A 13803-nucleotide genomic window follows, 5' to 3' on the forward strand; every position below is an offset into this window, starting at 1 on the left:
AGTATATACATAAGATACTTGAATTGATTATTGCGAGGTAGCATATATGGTTTTAGAAAGATAGAGTATTTATGAGGGAAACTCTTAATGTCCGGATTTGATCCATTTAAGTTATCCACTATAGTATATAGAGGAGTTGCAAGGATTAGGGATGGTGTAGAGGAGAGGAGATATTATCGTTTCAGAGGGGGCAGATGGTATGGTGGTATAGCTACTGGTGATGTTGTTGGTTGTAATTTGAGATGTAAGTTTTGCTGGTCTTGGAGATATAGTTTCTATACTAATAAAGGATTCTTTCAAACCCCTCAACAAGTCTATGAGAAACTAACGCGAATAGCTGAGAAGAGAAAATATAAGTATATTCGGCTTAGCGGGGGAGAACCAACTATTACTATGAAGCATGTTATACAGTTGCTTGAATTACTTGATCAGACAAAATTTGTATTTATACTGGAAACAAACGGTTTATTAATAGGGTATCATCGCAAATACGCTGAAGAACTTGCTACATATAGAAAAATAGCTGTAAGAGTATCATTTAAAGGAACAACCCCCGAAGAATTCGAACAATTAACTGGTGCAGATAAGAAATATTATGGATACCAGTTTAAAGCATTAGAAAACCTAATAGATGCAGGCCTCAAACCAGGAGAACAAGTATATCCAGCAGTCATGCTTAGTTTCTCCCCAGAAGAAAACATTAAGAAATTCCTAGATCGACTTAGAGATATACATCCAGTTTTAGCACAAGAAATAGATCCTGAATACGTAATACTGTATCCACACGTAGTTGAACTACTGAGAAAAAACAAGTTAAAACCCAGAATAGCCTATAAGCCTAATGGAATACCCGAATTCATGATTTAATAATCTAAAATTATTTCTCAACACTGAAACCCATTTTCCCACCATCAAGAATTACTGGATATGAAGTAATTTCGTATCTTACAGGGGAAGCATCAGGTCCTACTACATAGGATGTAAACACTTTTGAAGAAGTGGAAAAATCTTCTATTAAAGTATAATTATGTGCATAATCATAATAGAAATCAATATGTTCATAATAATTGTCTAGGTAAAGAATAGACATTGAAGCATCATTCCACACGCCAAAACATATATTCTCTATATAATAATCATAGATCGATGAGGAATTTTTATCAACGACTAATTTTCCGTCAATAAATAATTTAGTCTCAACCACACCTTCAGAGTCATGAACAATTAATTCAAACCTATAGTTGTGAGGATCAGTTGACTTATGGTTTAATTGAATATTGCCGTAGCCAGATAAATACAGATATAAATAGCCTTCAGGATCAGCCTCTAGATCAATATATTTCCAGTCATTAGAAACATCGTTCCATAAGCCTATCTCAAAGATAATTTGTTTACCACCACTAATCTGGAGGTTTGCATACCACATATTAAAAGAAACAATATATTTATTGACGCGCCCTCCCCAGCTATCTCCGAGTTTAGGCACCCATTCTGGAAGATTATATATTGTAGTATTGCTTGCAATCCAGTATTCACGGTATACTGCGAGCATCTTAGATGGATCAAAATCCCACATATAAAAGTACCCGTTACTGAAATAATTTAATGCGGGATGAGCATCTATTTGGAGCGTAGTATAGAATTCTTGTCCCGAAGATGTTCTTACACGTATGGAGACCATTAATCCGGGATATAGTGTTTGATCTTTTATTTTTAAAGCAATCACTGCTCTATGACCCGGCTTGAGATATGGTGTGTTTCCGAGATACGTGTTAGATGTAGTATCCCATGCCCAAACAATATTTGCTGGTTTATCATCGATGAATATATCAGTAACAGTAAATCCTTCCGACCCCTTATTTGCAAGGGTTAGGAAAAGTGTTTTAACAGCATACTTGCACTCCAGGATCTCAGCCTTAATTAATCCCTTACTTATACCACTAGTTATTATGCCTGATACAAATAATGCGTATGTAATCGATATTAAAATCGTTACTGTTATAATTATGGTAATAGCTATGATCGTGTTCACTAATAACCCCTCTTAATAATATGTGTTTCCTACGTGTTAATAAAGTATTTTTTAAGAATACCCAACATTTTTAGTATGTTCCATGAACAATGTATTTTTGCATCAATATATATTTAATACATTCAATTAAACTAAGGAAAATTCTAAAATACCATATATATCAGTTGAATAATAACATTAACATACAGAATTATAGGGGTGGTGTAGACTATATGGATAGACATGAGAAATACATAGTAGTAGCATTCGGTGGCAACGCATTCCAGACCAAGGGAGAGAAAGGCACTCCTGAAAACTATTGGAAAAACGCTTATCGTAGCGCAGAGTTCCTGGTAAAAATAATTAATGAGGGATATAAAGTAGCTATCACACATGGTAATGGTCCTCAGGTCGGCATTATTGCTGAATGGATGTTGGCCGGGAAGAAACTTAAAGGACTAGAGGTTATGACACTAGATATTGCTGGAGCTATGAGTCAGGGATGGCTCGGCTACTTAATACAGCAGAGCCTATATAATAAGCTCCAAGAACAAGGATTGCTTGGTAAAGTAGTTAAAGGAGTAGTAACCATTGTTACACAAACAATAGTAGATAAAAACGACCCAGCTTTCCAGAACCCAACAAAATATATTGGTCCATGGTATAATGAAGAGGAAGCTAAACAATTAGCAAAAGAGTTCGGTTGGACCGTTAAACCAGATCCCCGCGGTGGCTGGAGACGAGTTGTTCCATCACCAGATCCTAAGGGTCATGTTGAAATAGAAGCTGTTAAAAAACTTCTCGACGAAGGATTCATAGTTATAGCTAGTGGTGGTGGAGGAATACCTGTATATATAAATGATAAAGGATTAGTTCACGGCGTTGAAGCCGTTATAGACAAGGACCTAGCAGGCGAAAGATTAGCAACAGCTATAGGTGCCGGGACATTCATGATTCTTACAGACGTAGACAAAGTATACTTAAACTATGGCAAACCTGATCAGAAACCAATTGATGTTATGACTGTCAGTGAAGCAAAGAAGTTCTATGAAGAAGGACACTTTAAACCAGGCAGTATGGGACCAAAAGTTCTTGCAGCGATAAGATTTATTGAAAACGGCGGTAAACAAGCAATCATTGGACACTTAACACAAGCATATGAAGCATTAAAAGGAAAAGCAGGTACAAGAATAATTCCCGACTAATAGCCAGTCATTTTTTCTTCTTACTTTCTCTTACTTCTTTTCTTTCTTCTTATTTTAAATTTTGATACCTAATTATTGCTCGTTAAAGCTAATCGATGCTGTGAGAACTTCGAATGGTTCATCTCTTTGCTAAGCTTATTTATTTGAATACCACGATATATTATTACTAAGAGAACAATATATGGTGCATGGTTCTTGGCTGAGAAGGTATCTATTCTTATAAAGAATGGGCTTGTCGTTACAATGGATGATAAGCGTAGAATCTATAATCCTGGATACGTAGCAGTTGATAATGATAAAATAGTTGACGTTGGTAGAGGAGATGGAGCCGGTAAATACACCGCTGAAGAAGTTATTGATGCCCGCGGATCAATTGTTATGCCGGGGTTCCTATGTGCCCATACGCATTTCTATGGAGCACTGCTAAGAGCCAGTCCATGGTTCGCGAAAATTGAGCCGCCAACTGATTTCATGCAGAATCTACAGAGGATCTGGTGGGCATTAGATGTATTGTTAACACATGAAGATGCATATGCAGCAGCTCTAATAGGATCAATTGATTTCGTGAAGAGCGGTACAACGATGTTCTTCGACAACATTAGTGCTCCAAACGCTATAGATGGAATACTTGACCATATGGAGAAAGCTGTGAATGAGGTAGGATTAAGAGGAATACTATCATTTGAAGCAACACAGCGTAGAAGCATCGAGGAAGGTATAAGGGGTGTTAGAGAGAATGAGAGATTCATTAAGAAGAACAATAATGATCCAAACAAACTCGTTAAGGGAGCAATATATCTACACGCAAGCTTTACTGTAACAGATGAACTATTCAGAATGGCTCGAGAAATAGCAAATAAGTATAACGCACTACTCTCTATCCATGTTGAGGAAGGATTGGTGGATGTATACCACAACCTTGAAAGATACGGGATAAGGCCTGTTGAGAGAATGGAAAAACTAGGATTCCTAGGTCCCGACGTTATACTAGTACACGTAGTCCAAGCTAATGATGACGAATTAGCCATAATTAAGAAAACAGGTGCACACGTAGCACATAATGCTATGAGCAACATGCTAAACGCTGTAGGCGTTCCCCCAGTACCTAAAATGATGAAGCTAGGAATAAATGTTGGAATAGGAAATGATGGATACATTTTTGACGTATTTGAAAATATGCGGGCAACATACCTAATACATAAAGTATGGAACCTAGATCCGAGATTAATGACTCCTCAAGAAGTAGTAGAGATGGCAACTATTAACGTTGCAAAAATGTTTGGTGTAGATAAAGAGCTTGGAAGCATTGAGAAAGGCAAGAAAGCAGACATTATTGTAATCAAGCCAGAATTCACACCAACACCCATTAATGAACAAACAGTATATGGGCACTTAGTAAATACGTTTAATGGCAGAGATGTTAGAACAGTAATTATTAATGGTAAAATAATTATGAGAGATAGGAAACTATTAACAATAGATGAAGCAAAAGCAGTTGAATACGTACATAAAACTGTTGAGAAATTATGGGATAGACTATTAAGTGAGGGAGAATATCAATTAGATGTTCTTGAACTATCTAAATAATAATAATTGTTTTTTAATATTCTTATTCTCTATTATTTCTCCTAAGCTAAATATACTATATGATTAATATAATTGAAAAGCTATGCAGATTCATGTATTCTTCTATGTATTATACGAATTTGAATATCACCGATTAATACTCTACAAGATTATTATATGTTTAAAAAACTATACAGAGTGTTATGTTCCAATATAAAAATTTTATATTGTCATAAGTAAAAGTTAAATAACCCATAACACTCTATAAAAATATTGGGTGATAATGATGGCGGCCTGCAAGGATGCAGTCAAAGTCAAAACACTTAGTGGTAAAGAAGTAGAGCTTGTTCCTAAAAAGGTATGGCAGTTAAGCCCTAAGGGAAGGAAGGGAGTTAAAGTAGGATTATTCCAGGACCCAGAAACAGGTAAATACTTCAGAGCAAAAGTTCCCGACGACTACCCGATATGTGGTTAAGAAAAAATTTAAACAAGAATATTATTTTTATAACCCTTTACAACAACTCTTTCTATTTATCGACATAATTCATTTGTTATGCATTTAATAGTAGTATTGTGATTATTTAGAATAACATAGTTTTATAATAGTCAGTAACAGGGGTATTCTTCACCCATCTTTTGTCCTGGCCTTCATCATCCCTATAATTAATTCTTTGTATTCTACTTATTTAATTGTTTAAAAAGATCCGGAATTTTTAGTTTGCTATAGTGAGTATTTTGATTTAGTTGCCTTAATTGTTGTTTCCATAACATATTTTATTTATAGGTGTAAATATTTTCCTAGAGATAATTCTAGGTGAGAATGGTAGTGGTTAGTTTAGAAGTAGAGATTGCTGGTCTTAAAATGAAGAATCCATTGATGAATGCTGCTTGTCCAGTATCTAGAGATGCTGAAATGATGAAGGCATTGATAGATAATGGTGTTGGTGCTGTTGTAGCCAAGACGATTAGTGTTAGACCAGCAATTGTTCCAAGACCTAGTATGGGTGCTGTTGACCGTGGCATTGTCAGGTCGCAGATTCTAAAAACTTTTGGGCCAGGAAATGTACGGATCGTGAATGCTGATAGTGGAAACTATAGGTTTATATATGCTTTATTAAACGCTGAATTATGGAGTGATATACCGGCAGAACATTATTTTGAAAGAGAATATCCTATTGTTAAAAAATATGCTGAAGAAAAAGGTGTTCCATTCATTATAAGTATCGGTTATAAGCCCGAAGAACTTCAATTGCTGGGTCCAAAATGTCAGAAGGCAGGTGCTAATGCTATAGAGTTCTCAACACATTATATAGGGAAAGATTATAGACCAGTGGTTGAAGCAGCTAAAGCGTTACGAGAAGTTGTTGATATACCGATATTCGCCAAGCTGAGTCCCTTCACACCAAATATTCCAGAACTTGTTAAAGAACTTGAAAAAGTAGGTGTTGACGGAATAGTTGCAACAAACACTATTGGCCCAGCTCTACACATAGACATAGAGACAGGGCTACCCATTGTTGGTGGACCGAATGGTTATGGATGGATGAGCGGGCCAGCATTAAAACCATTAGCTTTAGCAGTTGTAGCGGAAGCAGCTAAAAACACCCATCTACCAGTTATTGGTGTTGGCGGTATTTCCAAGGGTACTGATGTTATAGAATACTTTATGGCTGGAGCATCAGCTGTCCAAATATGTACAGCCGCACTCATTGAGGGACTAGGCGTATTTAGGAGGATAGAGAAAGAAATAGAATCATGGCTTAAGAGACATGGATATGATAGCATATTAGATGTTAAAGGTAAAGCTCTAAAATACTTAAAGCCTGAGCCGCGCCGTGTATGGGCAAAACCTCCCGTTGTCGATCCAAAGAAATGTATAGGATGTGGATTCTGTGAACAAGTTTGTGACTATAACGCCGTAAAAGTAGTACCCAATGAAGAAGGGAAACGGATTGCACAAGTAAACTATGATCTATGCTATGGATGTGGTTTATGTACAAGTGTTTGTCCAACAAGAGCTATTCATTTCGAAGAAGAACTAGACTAAAACAGACATTTATTTTTTTATCTTCTTTCTCACTATTCCTTATATTCTATCGCTTTTAATCATCCGAATCCTGAATTGAGTTCTATACATTAGTTTCGGTCTACCCCCAGCCAATTATATATTCTGTTTCATATTAGCGGTGCAATAAAACCATGGTTAAACTGGGAATTAAGGAATTAGACAATATAATCTCTCCATACAAGATAGTGGAGTTGGAAGCAGATTGGAGCAATCATATATTAGAATTAGCAGATATAATATTTAGACTAGCTAGGCAGGGACAAGTACATATACTTTTTGTTAATAGTTCCAAATATATAGATATCGATAAATTCTACTTAGACCTTGAACCCTTCATTGAGGATATAGGCGATATAAAAATTTATTGGGCTAAGAACATTGAAACATTAGCTTATCATTTACTGTTAACACCGAAAACGAAGAAGGGATCCATAATAGTTATTCTACCGTATAGAAGAGATCTTGTCTCACAAATCGAGAACACGTATACGCCAAGACTTAAACATTCGTTACAAATAGCAGCAGACAAAGGGTGGAGCATTATTATCGTTAACCCACTTATGTCAGAAGGTGTTATCAATAATTATTTAGGAGAAATCTCGTTGAGAATACGTTTTGGTGAGAGAATAAACTATGTTGAGATCCTTAATAGAGCAATAATGGAGAAACCTATGAAGATTTTTTAAATATCTATTATAAAAAATTATTTATTGCATAAAATATTTTTGTTATTGATTCAAACAAACATTTCTAAACATCTATATATAGTCTATTGTAAATATATATGTTTTATGGGTGATAACTATGACCAACATGAAGATTCCAAGAATACCTACACTTAGAGAAATAAATATACGTGAAAAGAGAGTATTTATGAGAATAGATATTAATGTACCAATTGATCCTGATAAAGGAGAAATTCTTGATGATCGAAGAATAAGAGTGCACTCACAAACAATTAAAGAAGTAGTTGAAAAATATAGGCCAGCACTAGTTTTGGGCTCTCATCAAGGAAGACCGGGAGAACCAGATTTTATAACATTAGAAAAACATGCAGAATTATTATCTAAGTATACAGGGTATAATGTAAAATTTGTAGATGATGTTATAGGGCCTACTGCTAGAAAAGCTATACAGGAGCTTAAACCAGGAGAAATACTATTACTGGATAATTTAAGGCTTGTATCAGAGGAGATAATTGAGGCTACACCGGAAAAACAAAGCTATACTATATTTGTTAGAAGACTAGCTCCATTATTTGATGCATATGTTAATGACGCATTTGCAACAGCACATAGAAGCCAACCAAGCATAGTGGGTTTCCCACTAGTATTACCAAGCGCAGCAGGACCATTATTCGAAAAAGAAATAATGGCTTTGAGACGAGTTGTTGAAAGCTTTGAATCACCTAGAATATTTGTTCTTGGAGGAACAAAGGTCCGAGACCTGCTCAGAGTAATTGAGAACCTTGTAAGAAATAAAATGGCTGATAGAATATTAACGACAGGATTACTAGCTCAATTATTCCTAGTAGCCAAAGGAATAGGGCTTGGCAAAGAAAACATGAGATACTTAGAAGAAAAAGGAATACTCCCATTAATCCCTAGAGCCAGATACATATTATTAATGGGCGCACCCATTGAGACCCCAATAGATTTCAAAGTATTAATAGATGGAGAGACTAGAAACGTCGGCATAGGAGAAATAAATGGTAAAATAATGGATATAGGAGAGCAAACAATTAGGATATATAGCGAGTTCATCAAAGACGCTAAAATAGTTGTAATGAGGGGTCCGGCGGGAGTTATTGAAGATGAGAGATTCAGAGATGGAACAGTTAAGTTACTAGAAGCAGCATATAATAGTAAGGCCTTCGTATTAATAGGTGGTGGACATCTATCATCAATGATCGATGAATCCAAGTTAAATGAACACATACATGTATCAACAGGAGGAAATGCGTTGTTATTATTCTTATCGGGAGAGACTCTGCCAGCACTTAAAGCATTAGAATTATCGGCTAAAATGTTTTTAAGCTAACATTATCAATTGCAATATTGTCTTCTCTCGAATTGTTTTCATGAAAACAAATTGTTTAGAGGTGATAATTTTGTCTAAAATACGAGTTGGCGTAAATGGTTATGGAACTATTGGGAAAAGAATAGCTGATGCAGTAGCTAAGATGCCTGATATGGAACTAGTAGGTATTGTTAAGGTGACACCAGACTATGGATACTTGGTAGCGGAGCAAAAAGGTATACCTGTCTATACAATAAAGGATCGTATAGATAAATTTAAGGATAAAGGTTTCAAAGTTGAGGGAACAATAGAGGATCTATTGGAGCAAATAGAAATAATTGTTGATGCAACACCGGGAGGATATGGTTTTTATTATAAAGAGAAATACTATGAAAAACTAATTAATAAAGGAAAACTAAAAGCAATTTATCAAGGCGGGGAAAAATCCGAAGTAGCAGATATAAGTTTTAACGCGTATTGCAACGCCGAAGAAGCTCTAAAAGCAAACAGTATAAGAATAGTAAGCTGTAACACTACAGGCTTGCTCAGAGTTATATGTGTACTTAACAATGCTTTCGGAGTTGAAAAAGTAAGAGCAACAATTATACGGAGAGCAGCTGATCCCAAGGAAGATAAGAGAGGGCCGGTTAACTCGGTAAAACTTAACCCACCAAAAATACCGAGTCATCATGCATTGGATGTAAAAACAGTAATGCCAAACATTGACATAGAGACAGCCGCAGTTATTGTTCCGACGACTCTAATGCATGTTCATTCAGTATACATGGTATTAAAGACAAAGGTTAGGGTAGATGAAATAATTGATGAATTATCCAATTATAATAGAATATTGGTTATTGATGCTGAAAAAACAGGAATTGATTCGACTGCAAAGATCGTTGAGGCAGCAAGAGATCTGCTGAGGTCTAGATACGATATTCCCGAACTGATCATATGGAAGGATAGTATATATACTAGAGAAAATGAGTTGTGGTTTCTACAAGCAGTCCATCAAGAATCAATTGTTGTCCCAGAAAACATAGATGCTATTAGAGGTTTGGCAAGAACTGATGGTTATCCAGATAAAAGTATTAAGTTGACTGATTCTGTTCTAGGAATAGGAAAGTTTTTAGGATAATATAAAACCTGATAAAGCCTTTTACGTAATATAATATAATTGGGTGGTTTATATGGCTTACAAAGAAGCACCAACATATGAGATAAGCTTTATGTTTAGAAGAATACTTGTCCCAATAGATGGTAGTGAAAATAGTCTAAAAGCATTAGATCTCGCAGCTGATCTTGCAAAACATTACGGCTCACATGTAACAGTTATATTTGCGAAGCCTAAAGGATATAATGCAGATTTTAAACCGTTAGAAAAAGCTAGGAAAAGAATTGAGAATAAAGGTATTGACGCTGAATTCAAAGAATTAGAGTTCGACCCAGCAGAAAATAGTACAGCGGGAAAAATCTTAGAGGAAATAGTAAATGGAAACTATGACTTAGTAGTGATGGGGGCGCGTGGAAGAACATTATCAAGCGAAATAACTATTGGAAGCAAAGCATTAAGTATTGCAAGCAACTCACCGGTTACAGTAATTATTGTTAGGTAAAAAATAATTTAATATAATGTTTCATTCTTAATCTAATGGTTTTTTCAGAATCCAATTAGCTGCTTTAGGATAATCTGCTCCGCCATATCTGTGTATTGCAGATGTATAGAAGTTTTTAAGAGCTGAAGACAGAATTGAAGGATATTCATTTATGCTCAGAGTAGTGCTAATTAATCTATAATCCTTTGCAGCGCCTTTAACAGTGAATCTAATTTTTCCTGTATTCTTCATTCTCTCAATGTATCGTTTAACTAATCTGCCAAACCATAGCTTCTCAGATACATGTAGGAATTTCTCTAGATCAATATCATATGATTCTAGAATAGCTAGGCTCTCAGCAATTATGGGTGGAAGTGATAAACCTATATTGTTGAGAGAAAGTTTTAACGCCATTGCTTTAGGTATTTCTCCAACATATATGGTTTCAACACTATAGTTTTCGACGAATTGGACAACACTATCTAGATCCTTTTGAGAACCCGCAATCATTGATACTAGAGTGCATGAAGAAGCTTCATCGACGCTACCATATACTGGTGCTTCATAATAATGCTTAAATCCTAGACTAGAGAGTCTCTTGTTAATAATAGCACTTATTTGCGGAGTAACCGTTGAAGAATTCAAAATAAAGGCTTCCTTATTATTCATATATGCTAAACCATTATTTCCAAACACTACATTATCTAGTGCTTCATCATCAAATACAAAGATTACAATATAGTCTGCAACATCCATGTCCTTAGGTGAATCTACTACTTCACATTTAACCTCTTGGCAAAGTTTTTCAGCTTTAGACCTTGTACGATTATAAACTAATAGATCAATTCCCTTAGAAGATAAACACTTTGCTAAAGCAGAACCCATCAAGCCTGTACCAATAATTCCAGCCTTCATAAAAAACACCTTTATCCTAGCATTTCTTTACATTTTTATCTTCTGTGCTTGGTTTATGTGGAATAATACAGATAAACTTTAAAGTAGTACTGCCGCGATTCCAGTATTCATGCTCAACATTTGGCGGAATATATATGAAGAAGCCGCTGGTTACCCTATATATTCTGTTATCAATTCTTACATCACCGATTCCTTCTAAAACAAATATTTCATGCTCCCATGGATGATGATGAGCTTTAATATGACCTCCTGGCTCAACTTCGAAGAGCCTCATGGCAAAAGTTGGAGCTCCATCTTCTTTCCGTATAAGCCAGCGAATCCATGTATTAACAGCCATATTTTCCGGGACAGGTTCATTCTTCACTATACTATAATGCCCAACTTTTTCACCACAGGGTCCTAGAACAATTTCTTCCCTAGCCAAGATTTTTACCTCCGACTTTAGAATTGTACATGAAAATATCTATTGGTTAAGCAAATAATAACTATTAATATCGAGATCGCCATTGTATATTGACATGTATCCTATTGAAAGCATTTAAAAATTATTCTTCGGTAGCTAATATTTCTTCATATATTGTTCTCTCCATTTCATTCAGCACTTCTAATCTTCTCATAATATTAAATAAGTCGAATATGTCAATCCTGTTTGTTCTTATAAGCTCTAATAGATCATTAAAAGTTTCAGCACCATATTGTCTATACAATTTTTTCTTCTCATCATTAATTATCTCCAACATATCACGAGCTGTTAGCTTTACGTCTCCAAAATCTATTATAGTATTGAAAACTTTATCACTTATTCTTTTAGTTGTTATAGACATAATTGCCCCTGCAGAAAAATTAACAATATATATATTTATTACTTGGAGAAGAAAGTATTACTGGTGTATATAAGATTTTTTATCTGATGTAGTACTTCTTTAATACGTTAATAATGTTGACTTTCTCTGGTACTGTTTTGTAAGCATTAAACGCTATTTCCCAGTATTTCTCCGGGTCATTATTATATATATCAATTATCCATAGAAGCTTTTTCTTAAATTCTTCATAGTCTTTTTCATCAATATTAGCTGCTCTTGGATCACTGTATATGTTTATGAAGTCTCTAATATCCTCGCCGAAAAGCCAGCTGTTAACATTGTCTTCTACTATCTCTATAACTCCACCATCACGGCTGGACAGTATTGGTATACCGTTTGCTAATGCCTTCATATAGCTTGTTCCACAAGCTTCCCAACCACTAAACGGAGTAAATAATAATAGGTCACTTCCCTGCAATATGGTCTTTGCAGTACTAATATCGTATTCATGAATATATACTACATTACTGAGTCTTAAATGGAGTCTTCTAAACCATCTCGCATAATTTAATCCATCATTATCTCTTGGATGAGGTTTCCCACCCAATAAGAAGAACGCGTTAATGTCAGGATTTTCCTCAATGAATCTAGCTATGAAGTATGGTCTCTTATATCTTGCTAATCTTCTAACCCATGCAATAATTGGTCTATTATCTAATAGAATGTTTCCTTTATACTTATGCATTAGCATTACTAGTTTTTCTCTAGCTTCTCTTCTAGCTTCTTTCAATAGAGAAGGATCAGCCTTGTTTTCCACATATGCCTTGTATAGTTTGGGGTTCATCCATCTCTTAAGGCATATTCCATTAGTTATGGATCTAATCTTGTCTTTATGGCGTGGAAAAACTTTACCAATAACATCTTCTTGCTTCTTAGAAACAACTATAGCGTCTTTTAATCTCTCTAATGCTAGCTCGGTTAAGCTTACATAGTCGCTCATAAATGTACCGAATTCCCTAGCTATAAAATCACCTGGAAAACCCGGATGACCCCATGGGCCAGGAGTATGTATTATGATTCTAAACTTATTATAATTGTTCAGAGATAATAGTGTTAGAGCCGTATGTGCTTCCTCGAGATCTATTATACTTATATTTTCAAGTCCAACTCTATTCTTTAAATAATATGCAGAAGCCTTGGCTAGTAAAGCGTATCTGAGAAATTGGTGTTCTAGACTATCCTCGATATACACTCTATCAGTTAGTCTCCGAGCCCACATAGGACATATAGCTTCAAATAATACTGCACGAGCAGTCTTATAACTATATATCCATGGTTGAACAATTATTTCTTCTCCTCGAAGAACTACCTTAAACTGTTTATCAGGCTTTAAAACCTTATATGCCTCTTCAGGTTGTTCTTCAGGCTCAGGAATTGGTTCTTCGCCGTTGAAACGATATTTAACATATCCATCGCGATAAAATATTGTTAGAACAAGGAAATCTAAACCCATATCTCCTGCTCCATACAGTTTATCTCCTTCAAGAACGCCTAGTCCACCAGCGTATGTTTTGAGCTCATCCAATCCTATTTCGGGTGTTATACTAACAATAACCATGAA

The 13803-nt window shown here is 35.4% G+C and carries 14 protein-coding genes; 9 read left to right on the plus strand and 5 right to left on the minus strand.

The window, feature by feature from the left end; all coding sequences use genetic code 11:
- The first annotated feature begins 87 nt into the window (after window positions 1–87).
- The gene (locus tag SMAR_RS01170) at window positions 88–867 is read left to right on the plus strand and encodes a radical SAM protein (RefSeq protein ID WP_011838537.1); all 780 of its coding nucleotides are present in this window, start codon (window positions 88–90) and stop codon (window positions 865–867) included.
- Between the two features lie 10 nt (window positions 868–877).
- Here the strand turns inward: SMAR_RS01170 and SMAR_RS01175 are convergent, their stop codons facing one another.
- Window positions 878–2032, minus strand: coding sequence for a hypothetical protein (locus SMAR_RS01175; protein WP_011838538.1), 1155 nt, complete (start codon window positions 2030–2032; stop codon window positions 878–880).
- Between the two features lie 212 nt (window positions 2033–2244).
- Between SMAR_RS01175 and arcC the strand changes: the two genes are divergently transcribed.
- From arcC to SMAR_RS01215, 8 genes are all read left to right on the plus strand, one after another.
- Window positions 2245–3216 carry a carbamate kinase gene (gene arcC, locus SMAR_RS01180; protein ID WP_011838539.1) on the plus strand — a complete coding sequence of 324 codons (972 nt, stop codon included), beginning with the start codon at window positions 2245–2247 and terminating at the stop codon, window positions 3214–3216.
- 195 nt (window positions 3217–3411) lie between these two features.
- Window positions 3412–4803: an amidohydrolase family protein gene (locus SMAR_RS01185; protein ID WP_011838540.1), complete on the plus strand. Its 1392-nt coding sequence runs from the start codon at window positions 3412–3414 to the stop codon at window positions 4801–4803.
- 265 nt (window positions 4804–5068) lie between these two features.
- Window positions 5069–5257, plus strand: a complete 189-nt coding sequence (locus SMAR_RS01190; protein WP_011838541.1) for a chromatin protein Cren7 — start codon at window positions 5069–5071, stop codon at window positions 5255–5257.
- Between the two features lie 351 nt (window positions 5258–5608).
- Window positions 5609–6829 (plus strand): 4Fe-4S dicluster-binding protein, encoded by a 1221-nt coding sequence (locus SMAR_RS01195; protein ID WP_011838542.1) that lies wholly within the window; start codon window positions 5609–5611, stop codon window positions 6827–6829.
- Window positions 6830–6981: 152 nt separating this feature from the next.
- On the plus strand, window positions 6982–7536 hold the full coding sequence (locus SMAR_RS01200; protein ID WP_011838543.1) for a hypothetical protein: 555 nt from the start codon (window positions 6982–6984) through the stop codon (window positions 7534–7536).
- A 118-nt stretch (window positions 7537–7654) separates the two neighbouring features.
- Complete coding sequence (locus SMAR_RS01205) at window positions 7655–8890, plus strand: phosphoglycerate kinase (protein ID WP_011838544.1); 1236 nt, start codon at window positions 7655–7657, stop codon at window positions 8888–8890.
- Window positions 8891–8960: 70 nt separating this feature from the next.
- Window positions 8961–10007: a type II glyceraldehyde-3-phosphate dehydrogenase gene (locus SMAR_RS01210; protein ID WP_011838545.1), complete on the plus strand. Its 1047-nt coding sequence runs from the start codon at window positions 8961–8963 to the stop codon at window positions 10005–10007.
- Window positions 10008–10059: 52 nt separating this feature from the next.
- Complete coding sequence (locus tag SMAR_RS01215; RefSeq protein WP_011838546.1) at window positions 10060–10485, plus strand: universal stress protein; 426 nt, start codon at window positions 10060–10062, stop codon at window positions 10483–10485.
- 27 nt (window positions 10486–10512) lie between these two features.
- Here SMAR_RS01215 and SMAR_RS01220 read toward each other — a convergent pair whose 3' ends face one another.
- The 4 genes from SMAR_RS01220 to SMAR_RS01235 all read right to left on the minus strand — a co-directional run bounded on the left by SMAR_RS01220 (window position 10513) and on the right by SMAR_RS01235 (window position 13800).
- Window positions 10513–11379, minus strand: coding sequence for an NAD(P)-dependent oxidoreductase (locus SMAR_RS01220; protein WP_011838547.1), 867 nt, complete (start codon window positions 11377–11379; stop codon window positions 10513–10515).
- A 16-nt stretch (window positions 11380–11395) separates the two neighbouring features.
- A complete protein-coding gene (locus SMAR_RS01225; protein WP_011838548.1) occupies window positions 11396–11803 on the minus strand; it encodes a cupin domain-containing protein in 408 nt (135 codons plus the stop codon).
- 121 nt (window positions 11804–11924) lie between these two features.
- Entirely contained in the window at window positions 11925–12203 is a 279-nt protein-coding gene (locus SMAR_RS01230) for a hypothetical protein (RefSeq protein WP_011838549.1), read from the minus strand.
- A gap of 79 nt (window positions 12204–12282) precedes the next feature.
- Window positions 12283–13800: a glycogen/starch/alpha-glucan phosphorylase gene (locus tag SMAR_RS01235; protein ID WP_011838550.1), complete on the minus strand. Its 1518-nt coding sequence runs from the start codon at window positions 13798–13800 to the stop codon at window positions 12283–12285.
- Window positions 13801–13803: the final 3 nt, after the last annotated feature.

Source organism: Staphylothermus marinus F1 (assembly GCF_000015945.1).
Lineage (GTDB): Archaea > Thermoproteota > Thermoprotei_A > Sulfolobales > Desulfurococcaceae > Staphylothermus > Staphylothermus marinus.